The organism is Anaerococcus hydrogenalis (assembly GCF_002871895.1).
Lineage (GTDB): Bacteria > Bacillota > Clostridia > Tissierellales > Peptoniphilaceae > Anaerococcus > Anaerococcus hydrogenalis.
Window position 1 is genome coordinate 355,560 of record NZ_PNHP01000001.1, and the last position, 20,316, is coordinate 375,875.

General features: G+C 28.7%; 28 protein-coding genes. 23 read left to right on the forward strand and 5 right to left on the reverse strand.

Annotated elements, in window-relative coordinates; genetic code table 11:
• Window positions 1-266 precede the first annotated feature (266 nt).
• From dhaK to dhaM, 3 genes are read left to right on the forward strand one after another with little or no spacing between them, the layout of a single operon-like run.
• Complete coding sequence (gene dhaK, locus CJ192_RS01685) at window positions 267-1,253, forward strand: dihydroxyacetone kinase subunit DhaK (RefSeq protein ID WP_102197526.1); 987 nt, start codon at window positions 267-269, stop codon at window positions 1,251-1,253.
• A gap of 1 nt (window position 1,254) precedes the next feature.
• The gene (gene dhaL / locus CJ192_RS01690) at window positions 1,255-1,854 is read left to right on the forward strand and encodes a dihydroxyacetone kinase subunit DhaL (RefSeq protein WP_102197527.1); all 600 of its coding nucleotides are present in this window, start codon (window positions 1,255-1,257) and stop codon (window positions 1,852-1,854) included.
• Entirely contained in the window at window positions 1,847-2,245 is a 399-nt protein-coding gene (gene dhaM / locus CJ192_RS01695) for a dihydroxyacetone kinase phosphoryl donor subunit DhaM (protein WP_102197528.1), read from the forward strand. Before dhaL ends, dhaM begins: the two co-directional genes overlap by 8 nt.
• Here the strand turns inward: dhaM and rsmI are convergent.
• Together rsmI and CJ192_RS01705 are read right to left on the reverse strand one after the other, a co-directional pair.
• Window positions 2,237-3,055, reverse strand: a complete 819-nt coding sequence (rsmI, locus tag CJ192_RS01700) for a 16S rRNA (cytidine(1402)-2'-O)-methyltransferase (RefSeq protein WP_102197529.1) — start codon at window positions 3,053-3,055, stop codon at window positions 2,237-2,239. The genes dhaM and rsmI overlap by 9 nt on opposite strands.
• Window positions 3,045-3,746 (reverse strand): tRNA1(Val) (adenine(37)-N6)-methyltransferase, encoded by a 702-nt coding sequence (locus CJ192_RS01705; RefSeq protein WP_102197530.1) that lies wholly within the window; start codon window positions 3,744-3,746, stop codon window positions 3,045-3,047. The genes rsmI and CJ192_RS01705 overlap by 11 nt, the downstream gene beginning before the upstream one ends.
• 112 nt (window positions 3,747-3,858) lie before the next feature.
• Between CJ192_RS01705 and glmM the strand changes: the two genes are divergently transcribed.
• The 10 genes from glmM to CJ192_RS01755 all read left to right on the forward strand — a co-directional run bounded on the left by glmM (window position 3,859) and on the right by CJ192_RS01755 (window position 9,524).
• Entirely contained in the window at window positions 3,859-5,199 is a 1,341-nt protein-coding gene (gene glmM / locus CJ192_RS01710; protein WP_102197531.1) for a phosphoglucosamine mutase, read from the forward strand.
• Window positions 5,200-5,202: 3 nt separating this feature from the next.
• Complete coding sequence (locus tag CJ192_RS01715; protein WP_102197532.1) at window positions 5,203-5,520, forward strand: aspartate 1-decarboxylase (aspartate alpha-decarboxylase); 318 nt, start codon at window positions 5,203-5,205, stop codon at window positions 5,518-5,520.
• Between the two features lie 82 nt (window positions 5,521-5,602).
• Window positions 5,603-5,752: a 50S ribosomal protein L33 gene (gene rpmG / locus CJ192_RS01720; protein ID WP_004816546.1), complete on the forward strand. Its 150-nt coding sequence runs from the start codon at window positions 5,603-5,605 to the stop codon at window positions 5,750-5,752.
• A gap of 14 nt (window positions 5,753-5,766) precedes the next feature.
• A complete protein-coding gene (gene secE, locus CJ192_RS01725; protein ID WP_004813575.1) occupies window positions 5,767-5,949 on the forward strand; it encodes a preprotein translocase subunit SecE in 183 nt (60 codons plus the stop codon).
• Between the two features lie 7 nt (window positions 5,950-5,956).
• A complete protein-coding gene (gene nusG / locus CJ192_RS01730) occupies window positions 5,957-6,550 on the forward strand; it encodes a transcription termination/antitermination protein NusG (RefSeq protein ID WP_004813573.1) in 594 nt (197 codons plus the stop codon).
• 62 nt (window positions 6,551-6,612) lie between these two features.
• The gene (gene rplK, locus CJ192_RS01735) at window positions 6,613-7,047 is read left to right on the forward strand and encodes a 50S ribosomal protein L11 (RefSeq protein ID WP_004813572.1); all 435 of its coding nucleotides are present in this window, start codon (window positions 6,613-6,615) and stop codon (window positions 7,045-7,047) included.
• A 37-nt stretch (window positions 7,048-7,084) separates the two neighbouring features.
• A complete protein-coding gene (gene rplA / locus CJ192_RS01740) occupies window positions 7,085-7,795 on the forward strand; it encodes a 50S ribosomal protein L1 (protein WP_102197533.1) in 711 nt (236 codons plus the stop codon).
• 201 nt (window positions 7,796-7,996) lie between these two features.
• The gene (gene rplJ / locus CJ192_RS01745) at window positions 7,997-8,545 is read left to right on the forward strand and encodes a 50S ribosomal protein L10 (RefSeq protein ID WP_004813569.1); all 549 of its coding nucleotides are present in this window, start codon (window positions 7,997-7,999) and stop codon (window positions 8,543-8,545) included.
• Between the two features lie 35 nt (window positions 8,546-8,580).
• On the forward strand, window positions 8,581-8,961 hold the full coding sequence (gene rplL / locus CJ192_RS01750; RefSeq protein WP_004816374.1) for a 50S ribosomal protein L7/L12: 381 nt from the start codon (window positions 8,581-8,583) through the stop codon (window positions 8,959-8,961).
• Between the two features lie 113 nt (window positions 8,962-9,074).
• On the forward strand, window positions 9,075-9,524 hold the full coding sequence (locus tag CJ192_RS01755; protein ID WP_102197534.1) for a Fur family transcriptional regulator: 450 nt from the start codon (window positions 9,075-9,077) through the stop codon (window positions 9,522-9,524).
• Between the two features lie 42 nt (window positions 9,525-9,566).
• Here CJ192_RS01755 and CJ192_RS01760 read toward each other — a convergent pair whose 3' ends face one another.
• Entirely contained in the window at window positions 9,567-10,277 is a 711-nt protein-coding gene (locus CJ192_RS01760) for a heparan-alpha-glucosaminide N-acetyltransferase domain-containing protein (RefSeq protein ID WP_102197535.1), read from the reverse strand.
• Between the two features lie 86 nt (window positions 10,278-10,363).
• Between CJ192_RS01760 and CJ192_RS01765 the strand changes: the two genes are divergently transcribed.
• From CJ192_RS01765 to CJ192_RS01785, 5 genes are all read left to right on the forward strand, one after another.
• Window positions 10,364-11,638, forward strand: a complete 1,275-nt coding sequence (locus CJ192_RS01765; RefSeq protein WP_102197536.1) for a bifunctional folylpolyglutamate synthase/dihydrofolate synthase — start codon at window positions 10,364-10,366, stop codon at window positions 11,636-11,638.
• A gap of 250 nt (window positions 11,639-11,888) precedes the next feature.
• Window positions 11,889-13,415 carry a YfcC family protein gene (locus CJ192_RS01770; protein ID WP_102197537.1) on the forward strand — a complete coding sequence of 509 codons (1,527 nt, stop codon included), beginning with the start codon at window positions 11,889-11,891 and terminating at the stop codon, window positions 13,413-13,415.
• Between the two features lie 13 nt (window positions 13,416-13,428).
• Window positions 13,429-14,640 (forward strand): peptidase T, encoded by a 1,212-nt coding sequence (gene pepT / locus CJ192_RS01775; protein WP_102197538.1) that lies wholly within the window; start codon window positions 13,429-13,431, stop codon window positions 14,638-14,640.
• On the forward strand, window positions 14,640-16,040 hold the full coding sequence (gene pepD, locus CJ192_RS01780) for a beta-Ala-His dipeptidase (RefSeq protein WP_102197539.1): 1,401 nt from the start codon (window positions 14,640-14,642) through the stop codon (window positions 16,038-16,040). Before pepT ends, pepD begins: the two co-directional genes overlap by 1 nt.
• An 84-nt stretch (window positions 16,041-16,124) precedes the next feature.
• A complete protein-coding gene (locus CJ192_RS01785) occupies window positions 16,125-16,379 on the forward strand; it encodes a type II toxin-antitoxin system RelB/DinJ family antitoxin (protein ID WP_102197540.1) in 255 nt (84 codons plus the stop codon).
• A gap of 409 nt (window positions 16,380-16,788) precedes the next feature.
• Here the strand turns inward: CJ192_RS01785 and CJ192_RS01790 are convergent, their stop codons facing one another.
• Window positions 16,789-17,889: a tyrosine-type recombinase/integrase gene (locus tag CJ192_RS01790; RefSeq protein WP_102197541.1), complete on the reverse strand. Its 1,101-nt coding sequence runs from the start codon at window positions 17,887-17,889 to the stop codon at window positions 16,789-16,791.
• Between the two features lie 2 nt (window positions 17,890-17,891).
• On the reverse strand, window positions 17,892-18,449 hold the full coding sequence (locus tag CJ192_RS01795; protein ID WP_102197542.1) for a helix-turn-helix domain-containing protein: 558 nt from the start codon (window positions 18,447-18,449) through the stop codon (window positions 17,892-17,894).
• A 130-nt stretch (window positions 18,450-18,579) separates the two neighbouring features.
• Between CJ192_RS01795 and CJ192_RS01800 the strand changes: the two genes are divergently transcribed.
• The 5 genes from CJ192_RS01800 to CJ192_RS01820 are packed head-to-tail and all read left to right on the forward strand — an operon-like array spanning window position 18,580 to window position 20,308.
• Window positions 18,580-18,774, forward strand: a complete 195-nt coding sequence (locus CJ192_RS01800; RefSeq protein WP_102197543.1) for a helix-turn-helix domain-containing protein — start codon at window positions 18,580-18,582, stop codon at window positions 18,772-18,774.
• A 2-nt stretch (window positions 18,775-18,776) separates the two neighbouring features.
• Entirely contained in the window at window positions 18,777-18,983 is a 207-nt protein-coding gene (locus tag CJ192_RS01805) for a helix-turn-helix domain-containing protein (RefSeq protein WP_102197544.1), read from the forward strand.
• Window positions 18,984-19,012: 29 nt separating this feature from the next.
• Window positions 19,013-19,180, forward strand: coding sequence for a helix-turn-helix domain-containing protein (locus CJ192_RS01810; protein ID WP_244897265.1), 168 nt, complete (start codon window positions 19,013-19,015; stop codon window positions 19,178-19,180).
• 4 nt (window positions 19,181-19,184) lie between these two features.
• Entirely contained in the window at window positions 19,185-19,391 is a 207-nt protein-coding gene (locus CJ192_RS01815; protein ID WP_102197546.1) for a transcriptional regulator, read from the forward strand.
• Between the two features lie 44 nt (window positions 19,392-19,435).
• On the forward strand, window positions 19,436-20,308 hold the full coding sequence (locus CJ192_RS01820; protein WP_102197547.1) for a phage replisome organizer N-terminal domain-containing protein: 873 nt from the start codon (window positions 19,436-19,438) through the stop codon (window positions 20,306-20,308).
• Window positions 20,309-20,316: the final 8 nt, after the last annotated feature.

The window sequence follows — 20,316 nt, forward strand, 5'->3', positions numbered from 1 at the left end:
TTTTTATTTATTTCTTATCTATTTATGAATTTGAAATGAAAAGAATTTTAAAATTATAGGTAAAAATATTTTTTAGATACAGTAAAATATTTTCAAATTTAAGTAATAATATTTAGTCTATATATAAAAAAAGTGAATAAAAATTTATAAAAATGTATCTTGATTATTTTTAATTCATGACTATAATTAAAATAAGAATAATTATATTATTCAAATAAATAAAAAAAGTCTATTTGGGTATATTTTATTTAGAAGGGATGGTATTTATGAAAAAAATTATTAATGATCCAGATATGATAATTAAAGAGATGTTAAATGGACTTTATAAAGCAAACCAAGATAAGGTAAAGTTAAATGAAGATTTAAAAATAATTTATAGAAAAGATTTACCTATTAAGGGAAAAGTAGGTTTAATTTCTGGCGGTGGAAGTGGACACGAGCCTGCCCATGCTGGTTATGTTGGTGATGGAATGCTTGACTGTGCAATTTGTGGAGAAATTTTTACTTCACCAACTCCAGACCAAGTTTTAGAGGCTATTAAACTTGCTGATTCTGGTCAAGGCGTTTTTATGGTCATCAAAAATTATACTGGCGATGTTATGAATTTTGACATGGCGAAAGACATGGCTGAAATGGATGGCATCAAGGTAGATTATATTATTGTAAATGATGATGTGGCTGTTGAAGATTCTACCTATACAAGCGGCAGGAGAGGAATAGCTGGAACTATATTTGTTCATAAAGTTTTAGGTGCTATGGCAAGAGATGGAAAAAGTTTACAAGAAATAAAAGCTATGGCAGAAAAAATTGTAAAAAATATTAAATCAATGGGTATGGCTACAAAGGCTTGTATAAATCCTATATCTGGAAAAGAAAGTTTCGATTTGTCAGAAGGAGATATGGAAATTGGTGTAGGAATTCACGGTGAACCAGGTGTTAAACAAGAGAAAATAAAATCTGCTAATGAAATTTCTAAAGAGCTAGTAGACCATATTTTGGAAGACTTTGATAATCTTGATGGAGATTTTGCTCTTATGGTTAATGGAATGGGACAAACTACAGAAATGGAACTTTTCATTGTAAATAATTATGTAAACGATTATTTAAAAGAAAAAAATATAAGTATAAAGAAAACATTTGTAGGAAACTATATGACCAGTATGGATATGGCAGGATTTTCTTTAACCTTGTTTAAAGTAGATGATGAAGTTTTAAAATATTTAGAAGAAAAAGTAGATGTAGTGAGGGGATAAGATGAATATTGATAAAGTAAAAGAAAAAATTGTAGCTATTGCCGATTTAATTAGTGAAAATGAAGCTTATTTAACTGACCTTGATAGGGAAATTGGTGATGCTGACCACGGTTATAATATGAAAAAAGGTTTTACAAAGGTAAAAGAAGCAATGAATGAAGATTTTCCTAATTTAAAAGCCTTATTTAACAAGATTGCCATGACATTAATTTCAACTGTAGGTGGGGCTAGTGGTCCATTATACGGAACATTTTTCATGAAATTTGCTCAATCTCTTGGAGAAAGTGAAGATATTGATAAAGAATTATTTACAAAAGCTTTCTCTGACGGAGTAGATGGTGTTATTATGAGAGGAAAAGCTAAAGTTGGTGATAAAACTATGGTAGATGTACTTTCACCTGTGGCAGATGCTCTTAAAGAGGACAAGAAATTTTCGGAAATAATTGATATAGCTAAGGAAAATATGGAAAGAACAAAAGATATTAAAGCTATAAAGGGAAGAGCTGCTTATCTTGGAGATAGATCTATAGGACATATAGATCCAGGTGCTTGTTCATCTTATCTATGTATTAAAAGTGCATTAGGAGATTTGAATGATTAATATTTTATTAGCAAGTCATAGTAGAAAAGTAGTAGAAGGCTTAAGAGAAATTTTGGTTCAAATGGCTCCTGATGTTAATATCCAAATAAGTGGTGGAGATAATGAGGGAAATATAGGTTCAAATTATGAAGAGATTAATGAAATAATTAATAAATATGCAAAAGATGATGGTCTTGTAATATTTTTCGATTTAGGTTCAGCAATGCTTAATTGCCAAATGGCGATTGATATGCTTGATGAAGAAAAAAAATCCAAAGTCTACCTATCAGGAACACCTTTAGTTGAAACTAGTGTTCAAGTTGCAGTAAATGCTTCTGTAGGTCAAACTTTGGAAGAAACTATAGAATATTTAGAAAATTATCCTGTAAATAAATTAGATAATTTAAACTAAAGTAATAACATAGTTATAAATGTCATTTTTTGAAAAAGAGGTGGATTTTTTCAAGGATTTAACAATATCCTTGGTAGATTTTCCCTCTTTTTTTAATTGTAAAATTTCATCTTTAAAAGATGTAATATCTAAATTTTCTTTTTCTAGATTCTTTTCTAATATTAGGACGAATTCACCCTTAAAGGTTATATCTTCATTTTTTATATCCTTAATTTTAAATATTTGATACTGCTCAAATTTTTTACTTAGCTCTCTTGTAATAGCAAGCTTTCTTTCTGGAAATTCTTTTTTAAAATCATTTATAGTATTTTCTAAATTATGAGGGGTATCAAAAAGAATAGAAGTTTTATTTTCGTTTTTTAATTCTTGGTATAATTTTTTCTTATCAGAAGATTTTTTTGGAATAAATCCATAAAAGGCAAATCTATCATTATCTAAACCACTTGCTATAAGTCCTGTTAAAATTGAAGAAGGACCAGGAAGAATTGTATAGGATATATTATTTTCAATACATTCTTTGATTAGTATATGACCAGGATCAGAAATTCCTGGCATGCCTTGGTCTGTAATGATTGCATAAGTAATGCCTTCTTTGGTATTTTCTATAATTTCTTTTGATTTTTGCTTTTCATTAAATTTGTGATATGAAGTTAATTTTTTATTGATGTCGAAATAATTTAAGAGCTTTTTGCTTTCCCTAGTATCTTCACAAGCTATAATATCAACACTTTTCAATACATTGATAGCCCTAATTGTCATATCTTCCAAATTCCCAATAGGAGTTGGTACGAAATATATACTATAATCCATTTATTAATCTAACCTCCTGACTATAATTTCCATTTTCATCATAAATAATTAAAGGATCTTCAAATTTTAGTCCTTCATTAGCGTTTTTCACAAATTCTAAAAGAATAAAAACGGGTTTTTCATTTGACTTTGATTGGACAAATTTAATCCTTTTTAATTTTAAATTTCCACTTTCTTTTATAATATCAACAAGTCTTTCAGGTTTATGAATCATAAATAACTTTCCCTTGTCCTTTAAAGTTTTGTTAGAAAAAGAGAAAATATCAGCCAAATTCATCTTGATTTCTTGGCGAGATAATAAAAATTCTTCTTTATCATTTTTTATATTTGCTCCTTTTTTATAATAAGGAGGATTGGTAATAATATAATCACAAAAATTATTAGGAAATTCTGTTAAGTTTAAATCTTTATTAATAATTTCAATATTATTGATAGAATTTAATTTTAAATTTTCATTAAATATTTCTGCTTTTTTTTCTTGAATTTCAATTCCATAAACCTTACTTAAATTGTAATAAGAAAGACATGCTAGAGATAAAATTCCATTTCCAGCGCCTACATCTATTAAAGTTTTATTTTTTTTCATTTTTGAAAAATTTGCAAGAAGTATTGAATCAATCCCAAAAGAATATGACTTATCAACATGTTTCATATATAATTTTGTTTTTGGTATATAATCTAATTTTTCCATATTTAAATTATATATTAATGAAAAAATTAAGCAAAAATATATTTGAAAATATGTAAAAACTTGAATGATATACCTATGTAATTTATAATAATAGTTAACTAGGAGGATTGAAATGAAATATTTTGGAACAGATGGATTTAGAGGGGAAGCTAACCAAGATTTAACTCTCTATCATGCAATTAAAATCGGAAGATTTTTAGGATATTATTTTAATAAAGAAAAAAATGGACAAGGAAAAATCGTTATAGGTAAGGATACTAGAAGATCATCTTATATGTTTGAAGATGCCCTATCAGCAGGAATAACTTCGTCAGGATCTGACGCTTATCTATTACACGTAACAACAACCCCATCAGTTTCTTATGTTGTAAGAAGTGAAGACTTTGATTGTGGAGTAATGATAACTGCAAGCCATAATCCATACCATGATAATGGAATTAAAATCATCAATTCTGATGGAGAAAAAATGGATGATGAGTTTTTAGAAAAATTAGAAGAATATATAGACTCAGATATCACAGATATAGATTTAAAAGTTGGTGAAGAAATAGGAAGAACTCATGATTTTATTGGAGGAAGAAATAGATATATTGCCTTTCTTATCCAAACTGTAAGTAAATCATTTAAGGGGAAAAAAGTTGGACTAGATTGTTCAAATGGTGCAGCTTCATCAATTGTAAAAAGCGTATACGATGCATTAGGAGCTGAAACATTTGTAATAAATAATAATCCAAATGGCTTTAATATAAATGTTGATTGTGGATCAACTCACATAGAAGTTTTACAAAAATATGTAAAAGAAAATAAACTTGATTGTGGTTTTGCTTATGATGGTGATGCTGATAGGTGTATTGCTGTTGATGAAAAGGGTGAAGTGGTCGATGGAGATGCGATTTTATATATCTGCGGTAAGCATATGAAAGAAGAAGGAAGTTTAGAATCAAACACAGTTGTAACAACTATAATGTCAAATATTGGTCTATACAAAGCCTTTGATAAAATAGGAATAAAATATAGCAAAACAAATGTTGGTGATAAATATGTTCACCTTGAAATGAGTGAAAATGGATATGAGCTAGGTGGGGAACAATCAGGTCATATTATTTTTTCAAAATATGCTAACACAGGTGATGGTATATTAACATCATTAAGACTTATGGAAGCCATGATAGAAAATAAAACTACACTTTCAGAGCTAAGAAGAGATTTAAAAATTTATCCTCAAGTTTTAAAAAACGTTAGGGTAAAAGACAAAAATGAAGTTTTAAATGATGAAAAAATTAAAAATATAATAGAGCAAAAAAGTGAAGGGTTAAAAGATAAGGGAAGAATTTTGGTAAGAGAAAGTGGAACAGAGCCTTTGATTAGGGTTATGGCAGAAGCTGAAAGCGAAAAAGAAGCAAAAGAAAAAGTAAATGAAATAATTAAGGTAATAGAAGATAGTGGACTTTAAATAATGAAAGATTATTTAAGCGGCAAGGAAATAAATATTAAAGAAGCTGTATTAGTAGTCGGCAATAAAGTTTATAATAAATCCTCATATATTAGTATAGATACAAGGAAACTAGATGGATATCCGCCAAAAGTATATTATGACAAAAATCATAATTTATTAGGCAAAATGTATGATAAAGGAGTATATGAGCTAGACGATATAGAAGAAATATTACTTGATTATAGCGACACTTGTTTTTCAAATCATGATTTAAATGACCTTAGAGAATTTTTAATAAAAAAAAGAAAAAATCTATACGAAAATTTAGAAAAAAGATAATAAATAATATTGACATAAAACTAATTGGATGGTAACATATATGTTTGTATGGGACTATCCATATAAATTAGGAGGTGTTTTAATGGCAGATAAAGTAAAACTAGAATGCACAGTTTGCAAAAATAGAAATTACGATACTACAAAAAACAAAAAGAACACTCAAGAAAGACTTGAGCTTAAAAAGTATTGTCCTTTCTGTAAAAAACACACTGTTCATAAAGAAACAAAATAGTAAGGAGTTTTTAAATGGCTAAGAAAAAAGAAGGATTTTTTAAATCTATTAGAAGAGAATTCAAAAAAATCACATGGCCAACAAAAAATGAAACTTTAAATTACTCATTACTTGTTATTATTGTCAGTGTGATTACAGGACTTCTCATTTGGTTATTAGACATAGTCTTTGGAAACATGCTTGGATTTTTAATGTAGGTAAGCTATGACAGATTTATCTAATAACAATAATTCAAATGAATTAAACAATACAAAGGAAGAAATTGATTCTAAAGATTCACAAAAACAACCAAGATGGTATGTAGTTCACACATATACTGGATACGAAAATAGGGTTAAAGATAAAATCCAAATGATGATTGATAACGAACAAAATCCTGATATCATCGACGTAACAGTACCAGAAGAAGAGTATGTTGAAGTAAAAAATGAATCAAAGAAACTTAAAACTAGAAAATTATTTCCAGGCTATGTAATGGTAAAAATGAACATTACAAATAGATCTTGGTATATTATAAGAAATACCCAAGGAGTAACAGGCTTCGTAGGTCCAGATTCAAAACCAGTCCCACTCACAAAAAGAGAGGTTAGAAAATTTGGTATAAAAGAAGACAAACCTGTATTAAACATTGATATAAATGTTGGAGATAATGTAAATATAATCCAAGGACCATTTAAAGATTTGGTTGCGGAAATTAAAGAAATTGATCCAGAAAAGCAAATAATCAAAGCTTTAATTGATATGTTTGGTAGAGATACAATAATAGATTTAGGTTTCGAGGATATTGAGACAATTTAAACTGGCTTACGTAAAGTAAGTGGGAGGGGTAACCCGCCAAAAACCACAAAGGAGGATTTAATATGCCAGCAAAAGAAAAAGAAGTACAAGCAAAAGTTAAATTACAAGTACCAGCAGGAAAAGCAACACCAGCACCTCCAGTAGGTACAGCACTAGGACCACACGGAATCAATATTATGGAATTCGTGCAAGCATTTAACGCAAAAACAGCTGACCAAGCTGGAATGATAATACCGGTTGAAATGACAATTTATAAGGATAGATCTTTTGAATTTATCACAAAAACACCACCAGCACCAGTATTAATTAAAAAAGCTATAGGTCTTGATAAAGCAAGTGGTGAACCAAACAAAAACAAAGTAGGTTCAATCAAACTTGATCAAGTTAAAGAAATAGCTCAAACAAAAATGCAAGATTTAAATGCTGCAAGCCTAGAAGCTGCAATGAGCATGATAAAAGGTACATGCAGAAGCATGGGGATAACTGTAGAAGAATAAGTGGAAGAGGAAACTCGTTATACCACAAGGAGGCAACATGGCTAAAAAAGGTAAAAAATATATAGAATCAAAAAAGGCTTTTGATACAAAAAAAGAATATGATTTATCAGAAGCATTAGATATAGTTGAAAAAACTGCAAAAGCAAACTTTGACGAAACTGTAGAATTACACGTAAGACTTGGTGTAGATTCTAGACATGCTGACCAACAAGTTAGAGGTACAGTTGTACTTCCACACGGAACTGGTAGAAATGTTAGAGTACTTGCAATTGTTAAAGATGATAAAGTAGAAGAAGCTTTAAATGCAGGAGCAGACTTTGCAGGAAATGAAGAATATACAGACAAAATCCAAAAAGAAAATTGGTTAGATTTTGATGTAATAGTAACAAGCCCTGACATGATGGGACAAGTTGGAAGACTTGGTAGGGTTTTAGGACCTCAAGGATTAATGCCAAACCCAAAATCGGGTACTGTAACAAATGACATTGCTAATGCAATTAAAGAAGTAAAAGCAGGTAAAGTAGAATATAGAACAGATAAAAATAACCTTGTACACGTTCCAACAGGAAAAGTATCTTTTGGAAAAGAAAAATTATCTGATAACTTAAGATCTTTAATTACAGCTATAGTTAAGGCAAAACCAGCTTCAGCAAAAGGAAAATATTTAAAATCAATTACTATTGCTTCAACAATGGGTCCTGGAGTAAAATTATCTCCAGCAAAAGCAATGGATTTAGTTGAAAAATAAAAAAAATTTGACAAAATATATTAATAGTGTTATATTATTATAGTCAAATAAATAGGCTACCAAAGACTACGGAGACTTTTGAGTTTAATTATTCCGTATAGGTGGGAATAAGAAATCTACATCCCCACCGATGTAGGCATAATTTTTATGCCTAATAGTGGGGGTTTTTATATACCTACCAAAAGCCATAGGAGGTGAAATATGTCTGAAAAAGCTATACAACAAAAACAAGTAATTGTTAATGAAATAGTTAAAAAAATTGAAAGTGCTAAATCAGTAACTTTAGTAGAGTTCGATAAAATGGACGTTAAAGAAATTACTGACTTACGTAACAATTTTAGAGATGCAAATACAGAATATAAAGTATACAAAAATACTATGATGAGATTTGCATTCCAACAATTAGGATTTGATCAATTTACTGAAGAGTTAAAAGGTTCTAATGCACTTATTTTTTCAAATGAAGAAATGATTGATGGACCAAAAGTAGCAAGTAAATATATAAATCAAGATGAAGCAAATGAAGAAAAACTAATTATTAAATCTGGAATTGTTGATGGAAACTATCAAACACCAGAAGAAATGTTAGCAATAGCTAAATTACCAGGACAACAAGAACTTGCTTCTATGCTTGTTAATACACTTCAAGCACCAATTAGAAAACTTGCTGGTGATTTATCACAAATCAATGCAAAACTTGTTTATGCACTTGATGCAGTTAGAGAAAAAAAAGAAAACGAAGCAGCTTAATATAAAATATATTTAAAATATCGGAGGAATTAAAAATGTCAGAAAAAGTAACAAACTTATTAGAAGAAATTAAAGAACTTACAGTATTAGAATTATCAGAATTAGTAAAAGCACTAGAAGAAGAATTTGATGTAACAGCACAAGCTACAGTAGCAGCAGCTCCAGCGGCTGCAGCAGGCGCAGCAGATGCAGGTGCAGCAGAAAAATCAGAATTTGATGTTGTATTAAAATCAGCAGGTGCTTCAAAAATCAACGTTATCAAAGTAGTTAAAGAAGTAACTGGTCTTGGACTTAAAGATGCAAAAGCATTAGTTGATGGAGCTCCAAAAGCAGTTAAAGAAGGCGTAGCTAAAGACGAAGCTGAAGAATTAAAATCAAAATTAGAAGAAGCTGGTGCTGAAGTAGAATTAGCATAGTTTCTAAAATTTAAAGGCTCCTATTTGGAGTCTTTTTTAGTTTGATTATTGACATGATTAAGCTTATAATGTATATTAAATTTGAAGGATTCTGATTTTGGAAAGAAGATAAAATGAAAGAAATTATAGATTCTCTTGCCAATGTTGACCAGGAAGAAAAATATGAGATTGAAAAACATATACTAAAAAAACATGACATTAGAGTTAGTCATCAAAGACTTATGATTTTGGATTATCTAGTAAATAATAGGACTCATCCAACAGCAGATGATATTTACAAGGATTTAAAATCAAAAGATCCAATTCTTTCTCAAGCCACAGTATATAATACTTTGAATTTGTTTGTAAAAAATAATATTGTTAGTGAATTAGATTTTAACCAATCAAGAAAAAGATATGATTTTTACCAAAAACATCATGCACATTTTATTTGTGGGCACTGTGGAGACATTCTTGATTTGAATATTGATATTGATAATTTAAAATTTGATGGTTTAGAAGGTTATGAAATAAATAATGTTGATTTAACAATTAGGGGAATTTGTCCTAATTGCAGAAAATAAGAAAGAGATAAAATAGTTTTTTCTATTTTATCTCTTTTTTTATTATATAAGTTTAAAAAATAGATATACCAGTATATATATTATAATCTGGTGTAATAAATAAATTTTTAGAGAATTTTGACCTATTTTTGAAAGCCAACTATTTTTTCCATAAATATTATAAAAATTATGATCTATTAAAATTTTTCCTATTATATAACCACTAATGTAGGCGAAAAACCAAGGGATTATTGGAAAATAATCAGTGGAATGAAAATTTTTTGATGGAAAACCAAAAATAAATAAATTCTTATCATATAGGTCAAGGTTTATATTTAGTGACAATATTTTTTGGCTTGGCATATTGTAGGTTATGATAAATAAAATTATAAAAACAAGCAATAATCTTTTATCAATTCTAATATATTTTTGTATAATTGATATTAATATCATGGATAAACCAAGTCCATTTAGAACTCCAAAAATTATTAATTGATCTGGTACAAAAATATAGGTAATAAGGCTTATAAGAATGCCTAATATTGTAAGAATTATTCCTCTTTTTAAATTATTCTTCCAAGTTAAAAAGTTTGAACTTATACCCGAAATTATAAAAAAAGATAAGGCTATGGATAGCTGCCATATTTTATTTATGTAAATATTATTATACCAATCCATATCCATATATAAGTTCAAGTCATAACAAAGGTGAAATAATACCATAGATATTATGGTAAAACCCCTATATTTATCTAGTATGTAATTTCTTTTCATTGTGTTCCTTTCTTTTATTTGTCCTATCTTATATTTTACTTTATTTTTTAATAATTATATAATATTAAAAGTAGAAAAGAGGACTTATGATTAAAGATAAAGATTATTATTTAGATTGGATTTATAGCAGGGGAAATTCTGCTGGTAAAAGAAGAGATTTGAAAGCTATAAGGTCACTTTTAAAAGATTTAGGTGATCCTCAAGATAAAATTAAAGTAATTCATATAGCAGGAACAAACGGAAAGGGATCTACTGCAAATTTTATTGCGAGTACTCTGGCACAAACAAAAAAATGTGGTATTTTTACCTCACCATACATGGAAGAGATTAATGAAGAAGTGAGAATTAATGGAATTTCTATAAGTGATGAGGACTTTTTTTATTATATAGAAATGATTAAGCCTATCTGTGAAAACTTAGATAAAATAGGCTTAAGAAATACTTATTTTGAAGTTATGACAGCTTTAATGTTTAAATATTTTTATGATAAAAAGGTTGATGTTTGTGTTGTTGAAACAGGTCTTGGAGGCCTATTAGATTCTACAAATGTCGTGAAAAAACCTTTAGCTTGCCTTATTACAACAATTTCAATGGATCATATGAGTATTTTAGGAAATTCTTTAGAAGAAATTGCAAAAAATAAGGCAGGTATTATTAAAGATAATGTTCCTGTTTTTATTTATCCTCAAAATGCCGTCGCTTATAATATTATAAAGAAAGAAGCTAAAAAGAAAAATGCTCCCTTACATGAATTTTCTTTTGATCAAATTACTATTAAAAGTCAAAATACAGGATATAATCAATTTGATTTTAAAGGATATTCAGATGTGAAAACATCTTTGATCGGTAAAATTCAAATTTATAATGCCTGCAATGCTATTAATCTTTTAGATTATTTTAAAGAAGATTTTGATTTAGATGATAATATTATTAAAGAGGGGATTTATAAAAGTAAAAACCCTGGTAGATTGCAGATGATTTCAACAAAACCTAGGGTTTTACTTGATGGCAGCCATAATAGGGAATCTTTTGATGCCTTGCTTGATAGCCTATCTTTATTTAATTATAATAGGTTGATAGTTGGATTTTCTGTTTTGAAAGACAAGGAATATAAATATATTATAAAAAAATTATCTGAGATATCTAGTGAAATTGTAGTAACTAGTGTAGATAATCCTAGGGCCTTTGAAGCAAAAGAACTTAAAGAGATTGTAAAAAAGGATTTTAGTAAGGTAAGGGCTATTGAAAACAACATAAGTGCTTACGAGTATACAAAATCAAGAGCAAAAAATGATGATCTGGTTTTATGGTGTGGGTCTTTGTACCTGATTGGCGAAATAATTAAATATGAAAGCAAGTGATTTTATACCAAACTATTCATTAGTTTGTATTTTTATTAATGATAAAATATTGTACATTAATTTTCATTCATTTAAAAGATAATTACATATTTATATTAATAATTATAAGAGATTAAATAATGTGGCAATATTTCAGGTCTTTTAGACTTATATAGCAAATAAATTTCTACATTTATTATTTACCACCTTCATTTACAAAATAATTGACAAGATTTTAAAAAGCTAGTATGCTTCACTTGGAGGTATAATTATGAGTAATTTATTTAAAAAGGAAAAAAAGGAATTTAAATTTCCTTCAGCCTTTACGGTATTATTTATAGTATTAGTTTTAGCATCTATTTTAACTTATGTAGTCCCAGCTGGATCTTATGATAGGTTAGAATATAACAAGGAAGAAAATGAATTCCTAAGAACTGGAGTGGGTGGAAAGGAAGAAAAATTACCAGCTACTCAAGAAGTTTTGGACAAGTTAAAGGTAACTGTTCCTCTTGAAAATTTTGTAAATGAGGATATTAAAAAACCAGTAGCTATACCGGGTTCTTATCATAAACTTGATCAACAACCACAAGGCTTTATGAAAGTTGCAAGGGCACCAATTGATGGAATAGCCGATTCTATAGGAATTATAGTTTTTGTATTAATCCTTGGAGGATGTATTGGAGTATTAAATAAGACTGGTACATTTGATGCGGGAATTGCTGCCTTGTCAAAAATAACAAAAGGTAAAGAATTTTTGATGGTTGCAATCTTATCTAGTATTGTAGCCTTGGGTGGAACAACTTTTGGTTTAGCAGAAGAAACTATCGCCTTTTATCCAATTTTGATGCCTATATTTTTGGCTTCTGGATTTGATGCTATGGTCACAATAGCTGCAATTTATATGGGTTCATCTATTGGGACAATGTTTTCTACTACAAATGCATTTTCAGTTGTAGTTGCATCAAACGCAGCTGGTATTTCTTTTAAAACAGGAATAGGAATTAGGATTGTTAGTTTAGTTTTAGCTCAAGCTATAACTCTTTGGTATATCTATAGATATTCTAAAAAAGTAAAACAAGACCCTTCAAATTCAATAATTGCTGAAGAGATGCCAAGAATAAAAGACCATTATCTAAAAGATTATGACCCAGATAATGTTGAACCATTTAATTTTAGAAGAATAGCAATGCTTGTAATATTTATGTTAGCATTTCCTATTATGATTTATGGAGTTATGAATCTTGAATGGTGGTTTGAAGAAATGTCAACATTATTCTTAGTAGTAGGAATTTTGTTAATAATTTTATCTGGTCTTTCAGAACAAGAAGCGGTAGGAGCATTCTTGGATGGATCTGCAGACTTGGTTTCAGTAGCCTTGATTATTGGAGTTGCTAGGGGAATAAATATAATTTTAGATGATGGAATGATTTCAGATACAATGCTATTTGGAGCATCAAATATAATTTCTGGAATCAATGGTGTATTATTCTCAACTGTACAAATGATTCTATTCTCATTTTTGGGTATTTTTATCCCATCATCATCAGGACTTGCTACCTTATCAATGCCAATCATTGCCCCACTAGCAGATACAGTTTCTCTTGGTAGAGATGTAGTAGTTTCTGCATATAATTTTGGACAAGGTTGGATGGCTATAATTGCTCCAACTGGATTAATATTAGCGACCCTTGAAATGGTTGATGTGTCATATAATAAATGGATTAAATTTATTGCTCCATTAATGGGCATCTTATTAGTCTTATCTATTGTTATGTTAGGATTACAAACTGTATTATAAGATAGGAGAAAATATGTTAGAAAATTTTTTAAAATATGTAAGTTACAATACTCAAAGTGATGACAAGAATGAGTCTTGTCCATCAACACCAGGTCAAATTGAACTTGCAAAAGTTATAGTAGAAGATTTGAAAAAACTTGGAATAGATAATGCCCATATGGATGAAAATGGATATGTTTATGCATCTATAGAAGGAACAGTAAAAGATATTCCTACAATTGGATTTATTTCTCATATGGATACAGCCTTGGAATTAACAGGTGAGGGTGTTAATCCTCAAATAATAGATTCTTATAAGGGTGGAGATATTGTATTAAATGAAAAATATAAATTAAGAGAAGAAGAATATCCATTTTTGAAAGAACTTGTTGGCCACAAGCTAGTTACAACAGATGGAACTACCTTATTAGGGGCAGATGATAAGGCAGGAATTGCTATAATCATGGAAGTTGCTAAATTCTTTATGGAAAATAGGGATTTAAAATTTGGTGATATAAAAATAGGATTTACTCCTGATGAAGAAATAGGTAGGGGAGCAGATTTATTTGATGTTCAAAAATTTGCTGCTGATTTTGCCTATACAATCGATGGAGGATCCGTTGCTGAATTGGAGTATGAAAACTTTAACGCTGCTACAGCTAAAATTCATATAGAAGGAAAGTCAGTTCATCCTGGTTCAGCTAAAAATGTATTGATTAATGCCTTATTAGTAGGACAAGAATTAAATTCAATGCTACCTGTAAACCAAAGACCTGAATACACTGAAGGATATGAAGGATTCTTTATGCTTGATGAAATGAATGGAACTTCAGCCGAGGTTGACATTGTCTATATAATTAGAGATTTCTTCAAAGATTCATTTAAGGATAAAAAAGAACTATTAGAAAAAATTGTAAACTTCTTAAACGATAAGTACGGAAAAATAATTGATTTAGAAATTGTAGATTCTTATTACAATATGAAAGAAAAGATTGAACCTTGCATGGAAATAGTAGAGCTTGCAAAAGATTCCATTAAAAAAGAAGGTATGGACCCAATTGTAAAACCTATAAGGGGTGGTACAGATGGAGCAAGTCTATCTTATAAGGGACTTCCAACTCCAAACTTATTTACAGGTGGATATAACTTTCACGGTAGGTATGAAATACTATCTGTAGATATAATGGAAAAATCATACCAAGTTTTGAAAAATATTATTTTAATGAATGCTGAGGAGGCTAAGTAATGGAAAAATTACAAGAGCAAAGAGTTTTCTATTACTTCTCAAAATTAATGGAAATTCCAAGACCTAGTGGTCATGAAAAAGAAGTTTCAGATTTTTTAATTGAGACTGGAAAAAAATTAAATCTTGAGACCTATCAAGATGAAAATATGAATGTTGTTTTAAAAAGAAAAGCTAGTAAAGGTTATGAAAATGCACCAAAAGTTATAATTCAAGGCCATATGGATATGGTTGCTTCAAAAACAGAAGATTCTAAGCATGACTTTTTAAAAGATCCAATAATCCCAGTAATTGATAGAAAATATTTGACCGCAAAAGATACAACTCTTGGGGCAGATAATGGGATAGCTGTTGCCATGGGACTTGCCCTTTTGGAAGATAAAAATTATGAGGGACCACAATTAGAATTATTAGTTACAACTGAAGAAGAAACCTCTATGGCTGGAGCTATAAATTTAGCAGATGATGTCCTAGAAGGAGACTATCTTCTTAATTTAGATTCAGAAGAAGAAGGAATTCTAACAGTAGGATCTGCTGGTGGCCTTACATTTTTTGTAGAGGAAAAAATTGAATTGGAAGAAGAGAAAGAAGGATATGAAATAAAAGTATCTGGACTTCTTGGTGGACATTCCGGAATGGATATAAATGACAATAGGGGAAATGCTATAAAAGTTGTTTCCTTTATTTTAGAAAATTTAAAATCCGACCTAAGGCTTGGGGAATTTAATTCCGGAAGTCTAGATAATGTAATTCCTTCATCAGCAAGTTTTAAAATCTATGGGTCAAATATAGATGAATTAGAAAAAGCTAAAGAAAAGGCCCTAGATGAATTTAAGAATTTAAAAGGCGACTTGAAAATAGAAATAAATGAAGCATCTGGAAAAAGCTATTCAAAAGACTTATCTGATAAAATTATCAATATGATTGAAAAGATTCCATCAGGAATAAATACAATGATGGATGATAATATTACTGTAGAATCTTCTAATAATTTAGCCTTTGTTAAAGAAGAAGATGGCTTAATAAAAAGTGAAATTTCTATAAGGTCTTCAGATAATGATGTACTAGATAAATTAAAAAAGAAAGTAAAAACAATTCTAGAAGATCTTGGAATAAATTTCAAAATAGATTCCCTATATCCAGGATGGGAATACAAAGAAGATTCAAAATTAAGACCACTTGCCCAAAAAGTATATAAAAAATTAGAGGGCAAAGAGTTTGAAACTATAGTAATTCACGCAGGATTAGAATGTGGTGCCTTATATGAAAAATATCCAAACTTAGATATAATATCAATAGGACCAAACATAAAAGGAGCTCATTCACCAAAAGAAAACGTAGAAATAGAATCAGTACAAAGAGTATATGAATACGTAAAAGAATTACTAAAAGAAATCAAATAAATTATAAAACAATCTCCAATATAATTTTGGGGATTGTTTTATATTATAATGACTGTAAGAATATAATAATCAATAGGTTGTAATATGAAACAAATAAGATTGATAGTGGATGACAAAGTAAAAAAACAAGCGGAATCGGTATGTAATGATATAGAAATTTCATTAGAAAATGCTATAATTATTTTTTTTAAAAAAAGAGCAAGAGAGAATAAAATACCATTTGATGTATCAAAGGACCTATTTTACAGTAAGGAGAATATTACCTATCTTGAAGAAAAATTTAATGAATATAAGAGTGGGAAGGCTAATCTTATAGAAAATAATGAGTTAAATGAATAAAGATTGTTTTATAGGAAATAATTCTTATAATGTTGAACTAATTATAAATTTTAAGATATAAAAATGATTTAAAAATGAAAGAAAATATAATTTATATGAAAAGTAAAATTAAATATCAAGACATTTGAAACAAAAATAAAAAAAATTGTTTTGAGTGTCTTTTTTTATATTGAAAATAATATTATGAAAATAACTTTTAAAATTAATGTTATCAATTTGTTATCACAAAAAAACAAAACCTTGAAAAATAAAGGCTTATAATATGTATGGTGGAGATGACGGGAGACAGAAAGACGGTTTATTATAATTTACAACGTTGAAAATTCAATATCTTTATTTTTTAATCTCCCTTAAAATCCACTAAATTTATATAGTTTTAAGATTTTTAGTACCTTTTTAGTACCTTTTTTTATAGCTTTTCATTATTCATTACATCAATCATTTTACTTTCAGCAATAGGGAAAAAGTGGCTATAAGTATCAAGGGTGATTGATGTGTTTTTATGACCTAACCTTTTTGAAATTAATACAATATTTATATTATGGTTTATCAAATAACTAGCGTGTGAATGTCTCAATCCGTGAACGTGTATTCTTTTAATCAATGGCTTTTTATCTTCATGACTTTTATTATATTCTTTAATTTCTTGATTGGCTTTTTCTACACCTTGTTTTATACCATTTTCAACATATCTTTTTTCCCATTGGAAAACTCTATCTTCTTTGTTGATGTTGTAGCAATGATTTTTATAATCTCCAAGTGTTTCTAATGTTGTATTAGGTAGGCTTATTTTACGACTTTCATAAGTTTTCGTTTGTGTAACTACATCTTTACCCTTTAATCTTTGTAATGATCTATCAATCAATATAGTTTTATTTTCAAAGTCTATTTTTTCCCGTGTTAGGGCGTCAAGTTCGCCTTTTCTCATACCCGTAAAATAAAGCAAATTTAAAGCTGTTTTTGACTTTATATTGTCTATTTGATGATATACTTGTCTAAATTCTTCAAACGTCCGATATCGCATTTTAGGAGGTATGTAGTTAGGATTTTTTGCAAGCTTAACCATGTGAATAGGATTTTTAGGAAGTCCATAAAATCTAACTGCATGATTTAAAAGTATTGAAAATTCTGTTTGTAAAGCTTTTATATATCCATTAGAGTGGTCAAGTCTAATAAGTTTATTCTGCCAAGCTTTAATATCTCTTGGAGATATTTCATTCAAAGGCATATCGGGAAAAGTCTCCATAATTTTTTTATACCTTGAACCTTTAGTCCTTATACTGTTTTGTCTTAATTGTGGGAATTGGTCAGTTTCATATAGGTTTATAAAGCTAGATAATAACATAGTAGGTTGACCTTGACGCTTTAAAAGATATTCTCTTTCATATTCTAAAGCTTGTTTTTTTGTATCAAAACCCATTTTCTTTTTTTGTCTTTTATTTCCGTTTCCGTCTTGGTAATAAAATTTACACAACCATTTTTTACTGTCTTTGTCTTTATATGCTGGCATGGTTATTCGTCTAATTTTTCAAGATCTTTTAAAAACTTAAAAATCGGATATTGATTACGCTCTAAATTATTTATAGATTGAACCAACTCAAATAAATAATCATAATTATTATTTACATCACTTCTAATTGATATAGGTGTCTTAACAAGATCGCTATCAATATTTAAAACTATAAAATATACATCACCATTCCTATTACTTGAATATCTTAAATTATAATTTACATCATTAATATTTGTAACTAGTACACTTCTATAATTGCTACTATGCTCTAATTTCCAACTTATTTTAGAATTTGATGTTAATTTTGTAAGTAGTTTTATTAGTTCGATATCATCATTTTTAAGTTTCTTTAAGTTATCATCAACTTTTAAGTCACTTACTGAAACGTCTAAAGCATCCGCTATTTTTATTAAATTTTCATCACTTGGCTCACTGACTTTATTTTCTATATGTGAAATAAAAGATACGGATAAACCCGTCTTTTTTGCCAATTCTTTTTGAGTATATCCTTTTTTTCTTCTGAAAAACGAAAGATTTTCACTGATTGTATTACCCATATTTACGCTCCTTTATAATTAAATTATATCAAAAAAGTAAAAATACTCAAGATATATACAAGATAATACTTGACAGTATAATTATATAAATATATACTAAATATATCAAATTATACAAAGGAGTATATATATGAAATTAAAAAAAGATTATATCAAGTTCTTGATTGGTGAAATGAGTTATAAGGAGCTATCCGAAAAATGTGGAGTATCTCCAACTTGGATCAATACCGTAATCAATCGAGGACAAGCAAGTATGAACATAGTCAATAAGCTTGCCAAGGCTTTGAATGTAGAACCTATTGAAATTGTAAAAATGGAGGACTAGAATTGAAATTTAATATTTTTAAAATAAAAAAACTAATGGCAGATAAGAACTTAACTAATAAGAAATTAGCCGAATTAATGGGAGTATCGCCTCAATGGTTGGGGGTAGTCCTAAAACGTGGTTACGCAACTTTTAATTATGTAAATAAATTATCAAAAGCCTTAAAAGTCAAAATTGAAGATATAGGAGAAATTGAGGGTCTAATATGAACTTAAATAAATTTTATATCAAGTTGAAAATGGCAGAAAAAAACCTAAACAATATGAAATTAGCTGAATTAATGGGAGTATCCCGTCAATGGTTGGGGATAGTTTTTCAACGTGGTTACGCTACACCAAGAATAATTAATAAACTAGCTAAAGCCCTTGATTGTGAAGTTGAAGAAATTGTAAAAATGGAGGAATAAGAAAATGTTATTAAATTTTAAGCAAGTAATGAAACTATTAAATGTTAATAAGTCAAAAGCCTATAAGTGCATGAGAGAATTAAACGCCGAATTACAAAAAGACGGATATTTAACAATTAGTGGCAGAATACCTGCCGACTATTTAATTAAAAGATATAATTTAAGCCTTGATGATTTGGAGATCATAAAAAAAGACTTATTAAAGGCTTGATAATTATTTAACTATTTAATTTTAAAATAAAGAAAGGGGGATGAATGGCAAAAAATAAAAGATATTATTGGCTTAAATTAAAAGACGATTTTTTTAATAACCGAAAAATGAAAAAATTAAGGAAAGTTGCTGGTGGTGATACTTATACAATCATATATCTAAAATTACAACTTTTAAGCATTAATAACGAGGGAATTATTGAGTTTGAAGGAACTGATGAAGATATTTATCACCAATTAGCATTAGATATTGATGAAGAAATAGATGATATAAAAATGACCATAGCTTTTTGCAATACAAACGACCTTATAGAAATGATAAATGATGATGTATTTTTGAATGAAGTACCGGCGTTAATTGGCTCGGAAACGGCATCAACAAGACGTTCTAGGGAGAGTAGAGAAAGAAAAAAAGCGTTGCAAAGCAACGGTCAAGCGTTGCAATGCAACACCAATGCAACAAAATGCAACACAGAGATAGATATAGATAAAGATAAAGATATAAATATAGAGATAGAGAAAAGAGACGATAATAATATAAGCAAAAATTTCAATGATGAAGAAAAAATAACAGTAGATTATTATTATCGTCTTGTTAAGAACAACACAAGTAAAAATGATATTGATTTGGTTGTTAATGCTATTAATCAGCATGGTTGGAAAAATATTTTATATACACTTTGGTATTTAAAAAACGAACAAAAGGCAAATATAACAAGTTTTAAGTATGTAGACAAGGTATTAGCTAATCAAAAACCACTAGATGAGGGAGTTGTTGAATTTGTTGTAAATAGAGAGATTAAAAATATAAAATGCAACGACTATCAGGAACAAGATAATAATCAAAGTTATTCAGACAAGGCAAGACAAGAAAGATTTCAAAAAATGCTAAATGAAAAGGACTATCAACAAGGATAAAGGGGCAA